Below are 17,972 nucleotides of genomic sequence, written 5' to 3'. Positions count from 1 at the left end.
ACCACTCGTCGGGTATCTCAAACTCAGCTGGGAAAAGTGGATAAGGGAAGCGCATGTCCGGGCCGTGAAAAGAATATATGCTCAAAAAATATTACTCAAGATTCGGATGCCGCGCCGTGCCGCGCGAGGACTTCTTGGACTGATTTCACAAGCTGATCTTCGGGGACGCTGAACTGGGCTTTGGCGCGCAGTTCGAGATAGCCGGCGCGGTCCTTGGTGGAGGCGGCGAGTTCGGCGCCGAGGACGAGATCGCGGATCGTCACCTGCGGCGGTTGTTGGTCGCGCTCGTTCGAGCCCTGGATGACGGCGCACACCGAGCAGCGCTTGTCGGCATATTTCAGCTGCGCGTTCATGCCGGACTGTCCGAGATAAAGTTCGGCGCTGATCTTTTTCGCGCGAAGACTTGCGACGAAATTTTGGTATCGGGCGAGCTGATCCTTGTCGAGGACGACGACGACGACCGGGCCGCGCGTTGCGGCTCCTGCGACGATCGGCGAATTGATAGCTTTCAGGGCAGAATAGAGCCGCGAAACGCCAATCGAAAAGCCGGTCGCCGGGACATTGTCGCCGCGAAAGCGCCCGACGAGTCCATCATAGCGCCCTCCACCGCCGATCGAGCCGAAGCGAATGGGCAGACCGTCGTCATCATGAACCTCGAAGGTGAGTTCAGCCTCGAACACAGGGCCAGTATAATATTCGAGGCCGCGCACGACGGAGGGGTCGACCATTATCCGTGCCGCCCCATCTCCACGATCGTCCCGTTCTCCCTCCCCATTGTCCAGGTAGCCAGCGCTTTGAAACAGACACTCCATTTCTACTAACTCGCGAATTCCAGAAGCGAGGGTATCGTTCATTTCGAAAAGCAACGCTAATTCGCCCAAGACGTCCAACCCAAAACTATCGTCATATCGCTTGTTGCTCGGATTCACGCCCTGGATGGAAGTAGCCTTGTTTCTCATCCTCTCGGAATCAGAGTACGAAGCCGTGTCCCACTCGGACGGCGGCGTGGTGAAGGGATTCGGAAAGTGTGTGTCGACAGCATCGAATTTATTTCTCTGGATTAGGTCGTAGATACGACTGAACTCAAGCAACCGGATAAGCGGATCAATCTGCTCATTGTGGAGGTTCGCTCCGCGTGTGAAATCACCGCTTTCGTCTCTTCTTCCCTCGCCGAGCAACGCACAAACGCCCGCTACTCCCAACCGGTCATATTTGTCCAGCGCCCGCAGCACCGTGAGCCTTCGGCCCGCATTTTCCTCGCCGCCAAGGCCGATGGCCTCCATCACGCCGTCGAGAACCTTGCGGTTGTTCACCTTGATGACGTAATCGCCGCGCTTGATGCCGAGCCGCTCCAGCGTATCCGCTGCCATCATGCACATCTCGGCATCCGCCGCGACGGAAGCCGAGCCGACCGTGTCCGCATCAAACTGCATGAATTGCCGGAAGCGCCCCGGCCCCGGCTTTTCGTTGCGGAACACGGTCCCGGCTCGATAGCTGCGATAGGGCTTTGGCAAACGATCGAAATTTTCCGCGACATAGCGGGCGAGCGGCGCTGTCAAATCATACCGTAACGAAAGCCAGCTTTCGTCATCGTCCCGGAAGGAAAACACGCCTTCGTTGGGACGGTCTTGGTCCGGCAAAAACTTGCCAAGCGCGTCGGTGAACTCGATGAGCGGCGTTTCGACGGCCTCGAAGCCATAGAGTTCGTAGGTTTCCTTGATAGCCTCCAGCATTTTTCCGGTGGCCGCGATGTCCGCCGGGGCGCGGTCGGCGAAACCACGCGGCAGACGCGCGCGGGTGACTGGGGGGGTATTGTTCTTGTCATTCATGGTCAAAAAGAGCCTTGGGAGATGAGCGTTCTTAGGGGGCGGCCAGCGCCACGGCAAGCGCCACGCCTGCAATCACCTGGCATGACCCTTGGATAGCGCCAAAAACCCCTTATATTTGCGCCGCGGGGAAATCCCCGCCACAAGGGGAGGATCGAATGTCACCCGAAGAACGCCAATTGCTGACAGGTTTGTTCGACCGGATTCGCGGCGCGGCCAATGCCCCGCGCGATCAGGAAGCCGAGGCGTTGATTCAAGACGCAACCAGGGCTCAGCCTTACGCGCCCTATTTATTGGCGCAGACCGTTCTCGTCCAGGACCAGGCGCTGCGTGCCGCGAATGATCGTTTGCAGGACCTCGAAGGCAAGGTCAAGGATTTGGAAAGCCAGGCGGCCAGTGCACCGCGCTCCGGCGGATTTTTGGGCGGGCTTGGCTCGCTGTTTGGCGGCGGCTCACCCCCGCCCCGGCCATCGGCGCCTCCGCCGCCACCTCCGGGCCGTTGGAATCAACCCCCGCCTCCGCCTCAGGGCGGCTGGCAGCAGCCTCCGCAAGGCTACGCGCCTCCGGGTGCCGCGCCAGGTCCATGGAGTGGTCAGGGCGGTGGAAGTCCGGGCGGTGGCTTCTTGACCGGTGCGCTGGGGACGGCGGCGGGTGTCGCGGGCGGCGTGCTGCTCGCCGATTCGATTCGTGGCCTGTTTTCCGGGCATAACAATTCGCTGGGTATCGGCACCGGTTTCGGCGGTGGCGGGCTCGGCGGCGGATTGGGCGGCGAGACCACCGTCAACAATTATTATGGCGATGGCCAAAGTCTTGCTCAGCAGGACGCGGCGCAGGATGCGAAGCAGGATGCTGCTGACGATGCGCAGCAGAATGCCGACTATCAGCAGGACGCCGACCAGGATCAGGACGATATCCAGGACGCCTCGGATTATAGTTCGGACGATTATGGCTCCGGCGACGACGGCAGTTACGACGTCTGACGATCAACGGCGTGAGCACCATCGGCCCAACGACGAGGGCGCCAGTATCATGGCGAGTGCCAATGCTTTGGCACTCTCTTATGACGACGCTATCCGGCAAAAGTTTCTTCCCTGCAATCATGGGATCTTTTAAATAAATATGAGGCTTTAGCGATGGACCGCAGTCCCATATTCCTCCGAGACAGAACGACAGCAGGGATGAGTAATGAAGATTGCTTATTACAGGGGCGAGCATCCTAACTTCGGCGATGAGTTAAATTTGTGGCTGTGGCCAAAATTACTTCCTGATTTTTTCGATGATGATGGCAAGGTCGTTTTTATTGGAATCGGCTCGACCATCGGGTTGAAATATGACCTCTCAGCCAAAAAGATCGTATTCGGCGCTGCATATTATCCTGACTACTATGATCATAAGATTATTGACTGCACGGATTGGGACATTTATTTTGTTAGAGGCCCCCACACAGCTCATTTATTGAATATTTCTCCGGAGTTGGCCATTGGCGATTCCGCCATTTTGATACGCACCCTTGCAGACAAATGGCATAGATCCTCCGAGGTCGTATCCTTTATACCGCATTGGGAAAGCTTAGGTCACGGAAGCTGGGAGCGTGTTTGCGCTTTAGCCAACATAAACTTGATTGACCCGCGCCGTCCTGTCGATGATGTGCTGGCTGAATTGCTGCGATCCCGTTTGGTGATTGCGGAGGCCATGCACGGAGCTATTGTGGCAGATGCATTGCGAATTCCATGGGTCCCCTTGCTTCCGATTAATGGTATCCATCGCAATAAATGGTTCGATTGGACCGAGGCTTTGGGGATTCAACTGCAACAGCATCGCTTATGGCCATCGAATCTAACCGAAATGCAAATCGCTTTGGAACGCTATCCCAAATTGAGGGGGTTCGCTCGCTATGCGGAGTCAATCCCGACTTTTGGCGTAACAGAACAAGCAATCCATCATTTATCCGCTTACAGATTGACGAAATTGGCCCAAACTGCTCCTTGTCTCAGCGATGACAGAATAATCGAGAGCGCGACCGAGAAAATGCTGGAAAAACTCGCTCAACTTCGCCGGAATTACGGCGCCTGATTTTGCATGAGTAAGGCTAAAACGTGACTATGCTAGACTGAGACAAGGGTTGAGCGTATTTTTTGCTTATGGCCGCATAGCCAGTTCAAAGAGATTAGAGGTGTAACCTTAGCCGCACCAACAATGAGACATAGTTGAAAAACCCGAGTTTTCGCGCCAATCGCGCTGGCTCCGAGATTAGCTTTCCCGTCACATATGTTCCCGCACCCCTCACAGTCGAAGGAAGCCGCGGCCATGCGTCGTCGAGCGCCTTCAAGGCACGCGTATACGTCCGAGAGTCTTCTAATTTGCTAAGAAACAAATCGGTCTTGGTAATCAGGTGATCGATGACCATCTTGCGGCCAATTTGGTCATTATCATTGAGTCCTCTTTCGTAACTCAAGACGCCGTAAAGCGGCGGCTGTTTGAAAAATACATTCGTCCCGTGCAGCCGGTACGCGGCGAGCGGCCTATCAATCACTACGCTCCCCATCAGAATGCTGATCCCCCGGATCAGATAAGCATCCAGGCAATTATTAGGTTGGGTCAAACTTTCATTGGTCATAAAAAGCTGAAGTGCATCGCGGCGAAAACAATTGGCGGACATCGGTGCCCAGTACCATCCTCCATCGCCCGGCTGCACGAAATGAACCTGGTTGTCGAACGCAGGGCCAGGGTTGCACAGGGGCCAAACTTCGGGAGCGCTTTCGTCGATCCTTCGAATAAGGTCAGGTTTTCTGCCTCGTCCTGACCTGACATATTCGCTCAATCCGAAAACCGTCCCGACAACTGTATGGGAATTGGCGGTCTGAAGCATGTCGGCCGAAGAAAAGCCCACTGGAATGCGCAGCGACAGAAGAACGAAAATATGGGTTTCCACGAAGGTGGGAAATAAGACGTCGTCGGCGTCGAGAAACACGACATACTCGCCAAGGCTCGCGTTGAAACCCTCCTTGCCGGCGGTGTTTTGACCACCGTTGTTGGTTCGGCGCAAAATTTTCGTGCCCGGATGTTGTTTCAAAATATCGAGGAGAACATCGGCGCTATTATCGGTAGAGGCGTTGTCGACAATGATGAGCTCGATATTGGGGTAGGTTTGATCGAAGACCGAGTCGGTGGCTTGTTTCAAAAAGCGGCCGTAATTGTAGTTGACGATGATGACGCTCACCAGTGGCAAACTGAATGGCGGAGGATCTGCATTATCTCCGCAAACAGGCTGGTGCGTCTCTGCAAGATAATCCACGGCGGCTGCCTCATAAGCGCTAAAGCATTCGAACTTATGCCACGCGCGGCTTGCGCCGCAAGTCATTCTCCATAAATTTTTCGACAGTCCTTTCGACCTCTTCGTTCTCAAGTATATGCGGCGTCCCGGCCTGAAGGGTCGACGCATATTGTTTGCAAAGCGCCTCACACCACGGCGAGCAAAAGTGCCGCGCGGAAGTGGCGACCAGTGTAACCATCCCATGAGCGGCTATGAGCGCGCAAGCGCGGCCGTTCTGGGCGTCGAGAACAGTCTTTGACAATTCCGCGGTGCCAAAGGCCGCTTAGGCCACGCTACGAATCACCAGACCGGCGCCGCCTATGTTTTGATTTCGTTGTTGCGGCGCAGACAGGCCAGCAAAATGACATGGGGTGCCACCATCAGCCAGCTCAATAACAAGATGAAATTGAAGAGTCCATGCTCGCGTTTGAGCTGCCCGGACTGGACGACCGCTTTACCCGCCGCATAGGTCCAGCAGCCGTGCACCGTCGAGGGCATGCGTGGCCACGCTGCGTCAGTGCCCGCACCGCCTGTATAAATTGCCGTGGTGACTCTAATTTGCGCAGAAACAGTCCCGCATTCGCAAACAGATGATCGATGACCATCCTGCGTCCCAGCATATCGTTGTCCGAAGGTCCGCCGCGTTCGAAGCTCAGCATGCCATAGAGATTTGGATACTTCGAAAAGACATTCATGCCGTGCAGCCGGTATATGGCAAGCGCGCGGTCGATCACCACGCTTCCCATGACTTAAAATCACAGTCGCTCGGCAGGACGAGATGGACGTGGTTTTCGATCCCTGGCTCAGGGCTACGCAGCGGCCAGACCCCGGGAGCACTTTCGTCGATCCGCCGAAGCAGGTCCGTTTTGCGTCCGCGCCTAGAACGCACATATTCGCTCAACCGATAAATCGTCCCAAGAACCATCCGCGAATCGACGGACTGAATCATATCGGCAGAGGAGAATCCCACAGGAATGCGCAAGGACAGATGCACGAAAATATGGGTGGAGATACAAGACGGAAGAAGCACATCGTCGGCGTCGAGGAAAACAACATATTCGCCGGTACTGGCTTCAAATCCCTCTTTCGAGGCGAGGCTTTGACCGCCATTGGCGCTTCGCCGCAAGATCGATATGCAAGGATATTGTTTCGAGACGGCGAGGAGAACATCCGTGCTTTCGTCCGTCAAAGCGTTGTCGACGATGATGCACTCGATGTTCGGATAGGTTTGTTCGAAGACGGAATCGACGGCCTGTTTCAGAAACTGGCCGTAGTTATAATTGACGATGATAACGCTCACCAAAGGCAGGCCAAGCGGCAGCGAATTTACCTTCTCGCCAGCGAGGTCAGGACGGCTCTTATCAAGACAATCCACAACAGCTGCTTTCGCGGGACTTAAGGGATGAGGTCCATTGAGAATCTATGCCGCGCGGGGACGGCGCCGTAAGCCATATTCCTTGAACTTCTCGATGATTTTTTCGACCTCTCCGGCTTCCAGCACTTGGGGCGTCCCGATTTGAAGAGCGAGCGCATATTGCTTGCAGAGCGTTTCCAGCTCGACGGCAAGCCACATCGCTTCGCGAAGATCGGGGCCAGTGGCGACCATGCCGTGATTGGCCATCAGCGCGCAGTGGCGGCCACTGAGTGCTTCCAGCACCACCTTCGACAATTCCTCGGTGCCATAGGTTGCATAGGGCGCGCAGCGAATCACCGGGCCGCCCGCCGCGGCGATCATGTAATGGACCGCCGGTATCTCCATGCCGCAAATAGCGAAGGCGGTCGCGTGCACGGAATGGGCATGCACGACGGCGTTTACGTCTGGACGTGCTTGCAGGATGTCGCGATGAAAACGCCATTCGGACGAAGGCGCCTGCCGGTGATGATAGCTTCCATCCATATTCATGAAGACGATATCGTCAATTGTCATTTCGATGTAGGGAAGGCCGGACGGCGTTATCAACAGGCCGTTTTTCCAGCGCACCGAAATATTACCAGCCGTCCCCTGATTGATGCCGGTGCGGGTCATCTCAAGGCAGGCGCTGATCAGAGACTGGCGCGCGTCCGCTTCCTCATTCGCGGCCATAAATGGTTTCTCTCCCTCAAGGGCGGCGGCCGAGCGCGGACGCCTCCCGCGCGAGCTGTTCGACCTTGCCGAAATCCTTCGCCGCGAGAAGCCCTGGCGCAACCATCCAAGAGCCACCGACACAAGCGACATTGGCGAGCGCCAGATAGGACGCAGCCTTCTGCAAGTCGATACCGCCGGTCGGACAGAAAATCAAATCGGGCAACGGTCCGCCGAGAGAACTCAGATATTTTGCTCCGCCCGCCGGCTCGGCCGGAAAGAATTTCATGGCCCGAAAGCCACTTTCCCGCAGCGCCATGGCTTCGGACGCGGTCGCGGCACCGGGCAGCAAAGGAACCGGCGATCGCACCGCGGCGTCGAGCAAACCGGGTGTCATCCCTGGGCTGACCAGAAACCCAGCGCCAGCATCGGCTGCCGCCTGAATCTGTTCCGGCTCGACGATTGTTCCAGCGCCGATGCAGGCATCCGGAAACGCTTTGGCAAGTGCCGTCACGGCACTCATCGCGGCGGGTGTGCGCAAGGTGATCTCGAGGACGGTCAGGCCGCCGGCGATCAGCGCGCGCGCCTGGGCAAGCGCGTCCTCAATATCCTTGACGGTGAGAACCGGAATGACTGGCGCCTGGTAAAGCACCGCCAATGTCGCCTTGGTATGCGGATAAAGCATGAACCGCGCCCTTCCATCCATGAGGTGATGATCGCCGTCAGCCGCAGACGCCCGCGCCGAGTTCGGGTCCGCTCGCATTGGCGCGGAACATTTCGAACAGCTCGCGCCCATAGCCATGCCAATGGGCTTCCAGATTGTATTCAGCGGGCGAACGGCTATGCAAAGTCTCTGGCGAAAGCTCCACCGTTAAAATGCCCGCCTCCGCGTCAAGGGCGATCATATCGCCATCATGAATCCGGGCGAGCGGGCCGCCATCGAGCGCTTCGGGCGTGACATGGATCGCAGCCGGGACTTTTCCGGAGGCCCCAGACATGCGCCCATCGGTCACAAGCGCCACTTGATGGCCGCGCGCCATGACCGAGGCGAGCACAGGCGTCAACTTGTGCAGTTCCGGCATGCCAATCGCCCGCGGACCTTGGAACCGGACCACCGCGACGAAATCGGTATCGAGTTCGCCCGCGCGATAGGCCGCCTCGAGATCTTCCTGCGCGTGAAATATCCGGGCGGGGGCCCGGACTCGCCGATGCTCCGGCGCGACAGCGCTGAGTTTAATAACGGCGCGGCCGAGATTGCCTTCGAGCACCTTCAGGCCGCCATCGCGCGAAAATGGCTTAGCCACGCCGCGCAGGACAGAGTCATCGAGGCTCGCCGGAGGCGAGGGACGGAAGGCAAGCTTACCGTCGTCGAGATAAGGCTCTTGCGCATAATATTCGAGATCATGCCCGGCAACGGTGCGCGCATCGGGATGCACGAGGCCCGCGTGCAACAAGGAGGCAATCAGAAAGCCAGTACCGCCAGCGGCCGTAAAGTGGTTCACATCGGCGGTGCCATTTGGATAGATTCGCGTCAGCAAGGGAACCACTTTGGAAAGATCGGCGAAGTCATCGAGGGTCAGGACGATCCCCCCCGCGCGGGCCATGGCGACAAGGTGAATGACATGATTGGTTGAGCCTCCCGTCGCATGCAAGGCGACGATGCCATTGACGAAGGCCCGCTCATCAAGGACCGCCGCGATGGGGGTATATTCATTGCCGAAGGCTGTGATCGCCAAGGCGCGCTGCGCGGCGGCAGCGGTGAGCGCGTCGCGTAAGGGAGTATTCGGATTGACGAAGGCGCTCCCCGGCAGATGCAGGCCCATGACTTCCATCAGCATCTGATTCGAATTTGCCGTCCCATAAAATGTGCATGTTCCCGGCGAATGATAGGACGCAGCTTCCGCGTTCAAAAGATCTTCGCGCCCAGCCTTGCCTTCGGCGTGAAGCTGGCGGATTTTGGACTTCTCCTGGTTCGGCAGTCCAGATGGCATTGGTCCAGCCGGGATGAAGACCGCAGGCAAATGACCGAAGGCCTGCGCGGCGATCACGAGACCTGGCACGATCTTGTCGCAGATGCCGAGAAAAACCGCCGCGTCGAACATATCATGCGATAAGGCAATCGCCGCCGCCATGGCGATGACATCCCGCGAAAAGAGCGACAGTTCCATGCCGGGCCGGCCTTGCGTGATCCCATCGCACATGGCTGGGACGCCGCCGGCGACCTGCGCGACACCACCCACTTCGCGCGCCGCCTGCTTGATGATCGCCGGAAAACGCTCGTAGGGCTGGTGAGCCGAGAGCATATCATTATAGGCGGTCACGATCGCGAGATTGGCGACGATGCCGGTTCGCAGATGGTGCTTTTCATCGGCGGCGCAGGCGGCGAACCCATGCGCGAGATTGGCGCAGCCCAGCGCTCCCCGGCGCGGGCCGCTGCCCCGCATCGCCTCGACGCGGCCGAGGTATGCCACACGCGAAGGCCGGCTGCGTTCGCGAATACGAGCGGTGACATCGGCGATTGCTGCTTGAACCATCTTCGGCTCCTCGTTGACGCCAGGCGGTGCGGGGGTCCCGCGCCGAGTTAAATCGTCTCTTCGTTCCAGCTGCGCCCGTCACGCTCGACAAGCGCGATGGCGGCGGCCGGCCCCCACGTCCCGGCAAAATAGGGACGCGGCGGTTCATTCAGATGGTTCCAAGCTTCCCGGATCGGATCGATCCAGCGCCACGCCGCCTCAACTTCGTCGCGGCGCATGAATAAGGTTGCGTTGCCGCGAATGACATCCATCAACAGGCGCTCATAGGCCTCTGGCGCATAGATGCTAAACGCTTCCGCAAAATTCATATCGAGCGGCACATGCTGCAACCGCATGCCGCCAGCACCCGGTTCCTTCAGCATGAGCCAAAGTTTGATGCCCTCATCCGGTTGCAGCCGGATGGCGAGTCTCGTCTGCGAAATCTTCCCCGACTCGACGGTGAAAATCGAATGTGGCACTTCGCGAAAAGCGACGATGACTTCCGATACGCGTTGCGGCAGCCGCTTGCCTGTCCGTAGATAGAAGGGGATGCCCGCCCATCGCCAATTGGCGATTTCGACTTTGAGTGCCACGAAGGTTTCAGTCATTGTATGCGGATTGCCGACCTCCTCGGCATAGCCCTTCACCGCGCCGCCTTCGCTGGCGCCAGCGCGGTACTGACCCCGCACAGTGAATGCCTCCACGTTGCGGGCATCAATCGGCATCAGGGCTTTTAACACTTTGAGCTTTTCGTCGCGCACCGCATCGGCGTGCATGGAAGCGGGCGGTTCCATGGCGACGAGACACAAAAGTTGCAGCAAATGATTTTGCACCATGTCGCGCAAAGCGCCGGAATTTTCATAATACGCGGCCCGGCTCTCGACACCGATCGCTTCGGCGACGGTGATCTCGACGTGATCGATATGCGCGGAATTCCACAAAGGTTCGAACAAGGCGTTGGCAAATCGCAGCGCCATCAAATTCTGCACCGTTTCCTTGCCAAGGTAATGATCGATGCGGAAAATACGCTCCTCTGGAAAAACCGCGCCAATCGCATCATTGATGAATGCCGCCGAAGCGCCGTCCTTGCCGATCGGCTTTTCGACAATGATGCGGGACGCGGGCGTAACAAGCGAATGGGCGGCAAGTTTTTGGGCAATCGCCCCGAAATGATCTGGCGCCGTCGCGAGGTAGAAGGCGCGCACCCGCTCGTGTTCTTTCTCAAGCTGATGCTCGAGACGATCCCAGCCAAGATCGCTGCCGATGTCGAGCACGACATAATGGATCATCGCGAGGAAGCCCTTGATCGCTTCGTCGGTCGAGGAGCCGCCGGCGAATTGCTTCAAAGCTTTGGCGATAGATCCTCGGTAGGAGGAATTGTCGAAGTCGTGGCGCGACACGCCAATGATCTTGGTCGGCTGCGAAAACTGACCGTCAAGAAATCGATGAAAAAGGGCTGGGAAAAGCTTGCGGTGAGCGAGGTCACCGGTGCCGCCAAAGACGACCAGATCAAAAGGAGCTACCTGAACGATACGCGAAACCATCTCATCCCTTTACGGTTTGGCCTTTTCGATTTTGCCTTTATGGGTTGGCAGATACGGCTGGCCGGAGGTCGCGTCGAGGGGCTTGCGTGTCATCCCGCATGATGAGGATAAGCAAATCACGCGCCAGCGGCGGCCAAAGCCAGCGTAAAATTTCTGCCAAGAGGCGAGGCGCGGCCTCGGCAGGCATCTTCGCGGTCTCTCACACTTACACATCGTGCTAGGCGGCACCAGCCGCAACTTGATCGCGGACGACATTTCCGCCCGGACTTGGCGATGGGCTCAGCAGCAAAGCCTTCCGCAGCGCCCACTCGCTTCCGGCATCACGCGCCTCAAGAAATTGCACTTCGCCGCCCGCCAGCAGCGCGACCGGACATCCGTCCTGGTAAAGTAGCCTGCTGCCGGTGAGGGCAGGCAGCTTCGGCCCCGGCGTCAAGATGCCGACGAGATTCAGCGGATCGGCTCCGGAGAGCGAGACGATCACCCCCGTTGGTGCCGCCCGCCGGACCTCGCGCAAGGCGCCGATTGCTTCGGGAAGCGCGAATTGCTCGCCCGCGAAACCGGCAACAAAGCGGCCGCCGCGAATGTCACCGCGCGCCTCGAATCTGCGATAAACCCGCAGCAAATCCCGCCATTGAGGCAGCCAAGCGGCCTCCCGCTCCAGAACGCGCCGGAAGACGACGCCATACCGCAGCAAAAGGGTGCGCGCCACATGCTCGATGACGTCCGCTTCCGCATGAGGTGGCCTGGCGTGGCGGCGGGCCAGCGCCCATCGGCCGGAGTGCTCCATGCTGACGGCGACGCGGCGGCGGCGGCGTCCTTGCGGATTAGACCGGCGCTCGCTGGACGGAACAAGCAGCGCGCGCAGGCCGCCAAAGCTGTCCGAATTAACAAGACCGATAGCCACAAGCTCGGCAAGTGCCTCTTCCACTTGCGATCGCAACAAGCCCGTGCCTTCGACCAGCTCGTCGAAGAACGAGGCTCCGTGCTCGCGGATAAAGCCCAAAACAGTTTGCGCACGGGCGCTCGGCTCAGCGCTTTCTCCGTCCGGCGACAAGGATGCCCAGAGCGGCGCGTGACGGCGGGTCAGCAAAGTGATCGGCGTGGTGCGGAGAGGCGCCGGTGCCGCCGTGCGCGGGGCGCCATTCAGCCGTTCGCTGGCCGGCCGCAACCGTGCCCAAGCGACACGCCCGGCCAAGCAGTGATCATCGAGCCAGGCCGGGTCATAATTTTCGAGGCGAGCAGGAAGGATTTCGGTTTCCCAAGACCCAGCCGGCGCCTCGAAACCTTCGAGTTGCTCGACGACGGCGGCAAGCGCATCGGGTCCCTCCATGCGCGTCTCCGGTGTGAGATGCTGCCAGGCGAGCAAGAAACGTATAAAGTCCCGCGCGGAGACAGGTTCGATCTCGGCGCGCAGCCGTTTGACCGTGTAGTGGTGGATTCTTGCGAGCAGCCGCCTGTCGCACCATTCTTCGGCCGTTGTCGAAGGTGTGAAATGCCCGCGAAGCGCAAAGCCTTCTGTTTCGAGGGCAGCGAGCGCGGCGCGGACTGAGCCAACTTCAATTCCCAGTGATGCCGCAAGCGCATCTGCAGTAACCGGGCCCAAACCTTCCAGCCGTCCACGCACGATCTCGACCAGCGCCGTTTCCAGCGACCATTCTTGTCCGGTATGACGGGCGGGCGCCGTAATCGCGGGTTCCACACGCGCGCTCGGCCAGAGGGCGCGAAACTGCGGCAAGCGTTCGGCCGCGATCCACAATGCCTCTTGCGGACCCCATATACGCGTAGCCCGTCTGTCGCGTTCGAGCGCAGCGAAAAATGCGGTCCAACCAGGTCCGCTGCGCGCTTCGGCTTCGGTGAAGAAGCCAAGCCACATCAAAGCATCATGCAGTTCGTCGGCATTCGTGGCATCGGGCCAAGCTTCTTCGCGAACCCTTGCAATGGCTTCGGGATCGAGCCGGCCGAGACTGTCAGCAGCTTCAGGCGAGAGCCACCGCCGTGTCATGACAGCCTGTGCGCGGCGCTCTTCCAGCGGCGCGTCGTCGAGAAAGGCCCAGGGCCGCGCGGAGAGCACTTCCAGCGCCAGCGGCGACGGCTCGGTCAGGTCGCGGGTGATTACCTTTACCGCACCTGACTCGATGCGTGTTAGGAGCCGTTCCAACCCCGTGATATCCATTGCCTCGGTGAGGCAGTCGTCGATCGTCTGACGGACGAGAGGATGGTCTGGGATTTGACGCTCGCCAACGATGTTTTCGGCGCAGGCGATCTGATCGGGAAACACCGCACCGATCAGATCCTCGGCGTCCATCCGCGTGAGGTAAGCCGGAACTTTTCTGCCGCCGCGAAAGCGTGGCAGCGCAAGCGACACGCCGGCGACCCACCGCCAGCGGGTCAGAAACATCGGCGCATCGAGCAGCGCTTGCGTCAGAACGGTGCGGACGTTCGATGAATGAAGATAACGTTGCACGTCGGCAAGTTCGAAACTATGCGCGGCGGTCAGTGAGAGCAGGATATTATCATCGGTCGCAGCGGCCTGCAGCTCGAAATTGAACTTGCGGCAAAAGCGCTTGCGCAACGCAAGCCCCCAGGCCCGGTTGATCCGGCTTCCATAGGGCGAATGGATGACGAATTGCATGCCGCCGGACTCGTCGAAAAAGCGCTCAAACACCAGCGTGTCTTGCGTCGGCAGACAACCCAGGGCCACATGGCTCGCGGCAAAATATTCGATGAGTTCTGTCGCGGGAAGCTCTTTCAAGCCGACTTCTTCGCGAAGCCATCGTACTGCACCATCCCCTGCCCCATCCCGCGCCAAAAGCATTGCAATTTGCTCCCGCAGTCTTGATACGGATTGTGACAGTTCCTCCGTGCGGCCCGGCGCTTCGCCAAGCCAAAACGGAATGGTTGGCTGCATGCCGTGCGCATCGGCGACGCGGACGGTACCGCGCTCGACCCGCAAGATGCGGTAAGATTGATTGCCGAGTTGAAAAATATCTCCCGCCATGCTTTCGACGGCGAAATCCTCATGCACGCTGCCGATGAACTGATTATCGGGCTCAAGCAGAACCCGGTAATCAGCGTTGTCTGGGATTGCGCCGCCAGAGGTCAGCGCCGTCAAGCGTGCCCCGCGCCGGCCGCGCAGACGATGGTTGACGGCGTCATGATGGATCAATGCGCCGCGGCGGCCGCGCCGTGTGGTGAAGCCCTCTGCGAGCATCGTTACGACGCTAGAAAAATCGGCTTCGGTAAGATTGCGGTAGGGCCACGCGCGGCGCAGCAAGGCGAGAAGTTCGTCCTCGTTCCAGTCGCGCGCCGCCACTTCGGCGGTGATCTGCTGGGCCAAAACATCCAGCGGTTGCGCTTGTATGTCGAGCCGGTCGAGTTCGCCGCGCCGGACACTGTCGAGAAGCGCTGTACATTCGGCTAGATCGTCGCGCGAGAAGGGAAACAGGCGGCCTTTGGGCAGGCCCTTGACCGCATGTCCCGAGCGGCCAACCCGTTGCAGAAAACTTGCGATTGAACGCGGCGATCCGAGCTGGCACACCAAATCGACATCGCCGATGTCGATTCCAAGTTCGAGGGAAGCGGTCGCGACAAGCGCTTTGAGTTCGCCTTCTTTGAGACGATGCTCGGCATCACGCCGGTGCTCCTTGGACATACTCCCGTGATGGGCGGTGATCCGATCGGTGCCGAGGCGCTCCGACAAGGCGCGGGCCGTGCGCTCGGCCAAACGGCGCGTGTTCACAAATATTAACGTCGTGCGATGCGCGCCGATAAGTGCTGCAAGGCGGTCATGGACCTGGTCACGGACCTCGCCCGCCATCACCGCCTCGAGCGGCGATGGAGGAAGCTCGATCGCAAGGTCGCGGGCACGGCGGTGGCCGGTATCGATAATCTTGCAGCCTGCGCTTGGGGACCCACGCGGTCCTGAGCCAGTTAGAAAATTGGCAATCTCCTCGATGGGCTTCTGGGTCGCCGACAAGCCCACTCGCAGCAGGCGATTGCCACAAAGCGCCGTCAAGCGTTCGAGAGACAGCGCCAGATGAGCGCCGCGTTTGTTTGGCGCCAAGGCATGGATTTCATCGACAATGACTGTCCGCGCCGTTGAAAGCATCGCGCGTCCGGACTCGGACGTCAGCAGGATGTAGAGCGATTCTGGGGTGGTGACGAGAATATGCGGGGGCTGCCGGCGCATCTTTGTGCGCTCACTTTGCGGCGTATCTCCCGTGCGCACGAGTGTACGGATTTCGACGTCGGGCAGACCTTGGGCCCGCAACGCCTCGCGGATGCCGGCGAGCGGCGCTTTCAGATTTTTCTCAATATCGTTCGATAACGCTTTGAGAGGCGAGACATAAACGATCTGCGTGGAGTCCTCGAGTCGGCCCTCAACGCCTTGCCGTACGAGCGTGTCGATCGCCGCGAGAAATGCCGCCAGAGTCTTGCCGGATCCGGTCGGGGCGGCGACAAGAACGTGCTCGCCCGCCTGGATCGCAGGCCAGGCTTGCGCCTGCGCGGGGGTCGGCGCGTCAAATTGGCCTGCAAACCAAGCGGCAACCGCCGGATGCAGAAGGGACGCGGCGTTCACAGGATCACGGCGATCTAGCATGAAAACCTAGGATAACGCAGAAGGCACCAAAGCCAAAGAGCGAGGTGGCCCTTAGCCCTATTTGGGAACCAGAACTCGTAGGGAAAGGCCCGCTTTTGCGGTGTGATCCAGCCGGTCAAAAAGAAGTCACTGCGCCGTAAGGCAAAGTGATTTGATCAAAACCATTGTCGACTTATTATAGTGTCGCTGAGGCTAAAAAGGCAGAAGTGGCAATGGACGATGAGTTTATTACCCTGATGGCTCTACCCTTTGGCGTCTTGGTGGCGGCTGTCGCGCTGCTGTTTGGCCCAGAATTTTGGCGGAGACACCGCGGTTAACCAAAGTCAACCACGCCCTTGATTGCGGATAAGGCGTATCCTTTGCCGGTTGGTACTTTGAGGCTCGCGATCTAGCCGGTGTTTGGTGGCCGGGATCGCGGCACCCGATCAAGCCTAGCTCAAAAAGACCAGCTTCAGCTTCGTTACCTCAATGTTTCTTCGGGTCACACCAAACCAAAAAACCTATGTATCGAGCTCGGGATAGTGCCGGAATATCCCTTGTTCGTTGAAAGGGACGCGGCGAGGGCTCTTCAAATAGGCATGGATGCGGGGAAGCTGCCCGATCGCCTTGTGCAGGTCCACCACAAGCGGAAACTCGCGCAGCCCAGCTTTCATGCTGCGCGGAAACGCATAGCAGAGGCCTTCAACGATCTGGAACAGCGATAAATCAGCATAGCTTACGGTTTTGCCGGCGAGATAAGGGCGGCCTTCTCGGTTGCGCTCTAAAATACACTCAAACCAGCTCAGAAACTTGGGGATTCGCTCCTCGCGGAAAAGCTTCGCCCGGCGCAGTGCCTCCGGCTTTTGGTCCTCATAGTAGAGACTGCCTCCTAGCGGATGATGGACATCGTGGGCTTCAGCCAACAGATCGGCGATTGTGAGCTGGATCTGATGGACCCAGAGCCGCTGGACCGGGTCGCTTGGTGCGAGAGCATGGCGATCGCCAAGATAGAGAAGGATGGCGGCGGTCTGGCTAATGATAACGTCTCCATCTTTTAGAAAAGGCGGCGCGAAGGGCGGATGCGTCAAGCTTTCTGATTCCAGCGCTGCCATAAGGGCCGCGACTGCCTCATCCTCACCCTTTGGATCACGGGCAATGTCGAGGTAGTCGGCCCCCGCCTCTTCCAACGCCAGGCGGACGAACTCGCCGCGCCCTTGAATCCCCGGCCAGTAGTAGAGCTCATAAGCCATGCGCAAACTCCTTTTACGGCACGACACCCTGTCTTACGTTCCACTTTCCGCACTGTTGCCTGTCTTTGGCACAGGGGAGCGTTCTATTCCTGGGTGGCGGAATTTGGCCGGTGGTCTCGGCGAAATAGGCAGGAATTTTATTAGGCTTGGTAAGGGGCGCGCGTGCAGCATTTCTACAAGCTTGGCTGTTTGCGTCAGGCCACTCCGCATGCGTGAGTGAGTTGGGCAACTTTTAACGCGTCAACGATAGCCGAGGTAGGGCGCTACATAACCCCGACCGCTTCGCGGCGTCGCCTACCGTTGTGCCAACGGGCCAGAACACCACATGTCAGACTAAATCTTAGCTAATGCAAATTATGCTGATCAGTTGTGTTGAATTCTCTTGTGAGCTCCCACGTCTACGCTTCGCCCAGTCTGTTCAGTCGGTTGGAGAATGCGCGACGACATCCATCCTTTGTGCACCCAGGGCTCCTCTTGGGATTCGAACGTAACCCAATGCCAGGTAATTCCTTCACCATCGGTCGAGTCACGGCCACACCAGTTGACCACTGCACCAGCGGAAAGCTTCCAAAGCTGCTCACCACTACGATCAGGTGTTCCACGAATGTAGCCAAAGTCGTTGTTGGTTGCGACCATTTCTTGAGTGCATGCATATGCCGGAAGCGTGAGAGCGCCCGTCATTGTTGCGCCGAGAACCAAACTTTTAAGAGTATCCATTTTGAAATCTCCCCTTTTGAAATCTCCCTTTCATGTTGGGCGTAGTCTACCTATGTCCAATTGATGTAAAATCAAGCAGCCTTGAGTTCAACCTTCGCCGGCTTCTAGAGGCTTGACAATGGACCCAGCCCATTCGTGTGAGCTTGTTCGTCAAGTGTGATGATTCCG

At 58.6% G+C, this 17,972-nt stretch carries 13 protein-coding genes; 2 read left to right on the top strand and 11 right to left on the bottom strand.

What is annotated here, in order from left to right:
• Positions 1 to 95 precede the first annotated feature (95 nt).
• Entirely contained in the window at positions 96 to 1,829 is a 1,734-nt protein-coding gene (locus tag QEV83_RS00445) for a HisS family protein (protein WP_280129358.1), read from the bottom strand.
• 155 nt (positions 1,830 to 1,984) lie between these two features.
• On the opposite strand from QEV83_RS00445, the gene QEV83_RS00440 reads away from it, so the two are divergent.
• A complete protein-coding gene (locus QEV83_RS00440; RefSeq protein WP_280129357.1) occupies positions 1,985 to 2,806 on the top strand; it encodes a DUF2076 domain-containing protein in 822 nt (273 codons plus the stop codon).
• Positions 2,807 to 3,011: 205 nt separating this feature from the next.
• The gene (locus tag QEV83_RS00435; protein WP_280129356.1) at positions 3,012 to 3,899 is read left to right on the top strand and encodes a polysaccharide pyruvyl transferase family protein; all 888 of its coding nucleotides are present in this window, start codon (positions 3,012 to 3,014) and stop codon (positions 3,897 to 3,899) included.
• 94 nt (positions 3,900 to 3,993) lie between these two features.
• On the opposite strand, the gene QEV83_RS00430 is transcribed toward QEV83_RS00435, so the two are convergent.
• From QEV83_RS00430 to QEV83_RS00385, 10 genes are all read right to left on the bottom strand, one after another.
• Positions 3,994 to 5,121 carry a glycosyltransferase family 2 protein gene (locus tag QEV83_RS00430; RefSeq protein WP_280129355.1) on the bottom strand — a complete coding sequence of 376 codons (1,128 nt, stop codon included), beginning with the start codon at positions 5,119 to 5,121 and terminating at the stop codon, positions 3,994 to 3,996.
• 336 nt (positions 5,122 to 5,457) lie between these two features.
• Positions 5,458 to 5,637 (bottom strand): hypothetical protein, encoded by a 180-nt coding sequence (locus QEV83_RS00425; RefSeq protein ID WP_280129354.1) that lies wholly within the window; start codon positions 5,635 to 5,637, stop codon positions 5,458 to 5,460.
• A 232-nt stretch (positions 5,638 to 5,869) separates the two neighbouring features.
• Complete coding sequence (locus QEV83_RS00420) at positions 5,870 to 6,514, bottom strand: glycosyltransferase family A protein (RefSeq protein ID WP_280129353.1); 645 nt, start codon at positions 6,512 to 6,514, stop codon at positions 5,870 to 5,872.
• A 45-nt stretch (positions 6,515 to 6,559) separates the two neighbouring features.
• Complete coding sequence (locus tag QEV83_RS00415; RefSeq protein WP_280129352.1) at positions 6,560 to 7,222, bottom strand: class II aldolase/adducin family protein; 663 nt, start codon at positions 7,220 to 7,222, stop codon at positions 6,560 to 6,562.
• Positions 7,223 to 7,238: 16 nt separating this feature from the next.
• Complete coding sequence (gene eda / locus QEV83_RS00410; protein ID WP_280129351.1) at positions 7,239 to 7,886, bottom strand: bifunctional 4-hydroxy-2-oxoglutarate aldolase/2-dehydro-3-deoxy-phosphogluconate aldolase; 648 nt, start codon at positions 7,884 to 7,886, stop codon at positions 7,239 to 7,241.
• Positions 7,887 to 7,923: 37 nt separating this feature from the next.
• Positions 7,924 to 9,735 (bottom strand): phosphogluconate dehydratase, encoded by a 1,812-nt coding sequence (gene edd, locus QEV83_RS00405; protein WP_280129350.1) that lies wholly within the window; start codon positions 9,733 to 9,735, stop codon positions 7,924 to 7,926.
• A gap of 47 nt (positions 9,736 to 9,782) precedes the next feature.
• Complete coding sequence (gene zwf / locus QEV83_RS00400; RefSeq protein WP_280129349.1) at positions 9,783 to 11,258, bottom strand: glucose-6-phosphate dehydrogenase; 1,476 nt, start codon at positions 11,256 to 11,258, stop codon at positions 9,783 to 9,785.
• A gap of 217 nt (positions 11,259 to 11,475) precedes the next feature.
• Positions 11,476 to 15,858, bottom strand: a complete 4,383-nt coding sequence (locus QEV83_RS00395; RefSeq protein WP_280129348.1) for a DEAD/DEAH box helicase — start codon at positions 15,856 to 15,858, stop codon at positions 11,476 to 11,478.
• Between the two features lie 500 nt (positions 15,859 to 16,358).
• Entirely contained in the window at positions 16,359 to 17,087 is a 729-nt protein-coding gene (locus tag QEV83_RS00390; RefSeq protein ID WP_280129347.1) for a glutathione S-transferase, read from the bottom strand.
• Positions 17,088 to 17,450: 363 nt separating this feature from the next.
• Positions 17,451 to 17,804: a hypothetical protein gene (locus QEV83_RS00385; protein ID WP_280129346.1), complete on the bottom strand. Its 354-nt coding sequence runs from the start codon at positions 17,802 to 17,804 to the stop codon at positions 17,451 to 17,453.
• Between the last annotated feature and the right edge of the window lie 168 nt (positions 17,805 to 17,972).

The sequence above is a fragment of the Methylocapsa sp. D3K7 genome (assembly GCF_029855125.1).
In the GTDB taxonomy this organism is placed as follows: domain Bacteria; phylum Pseudomonadota; class Alphaproteobacteria; order Rhizobiales; family Beijerinckiaceae; genus Methylocapsa.
The sequence above is the reverse complement of the archived record's forward strand: the minus strand, read 5'-3'. Positions and strand labels throughout refer to the sequence as shown.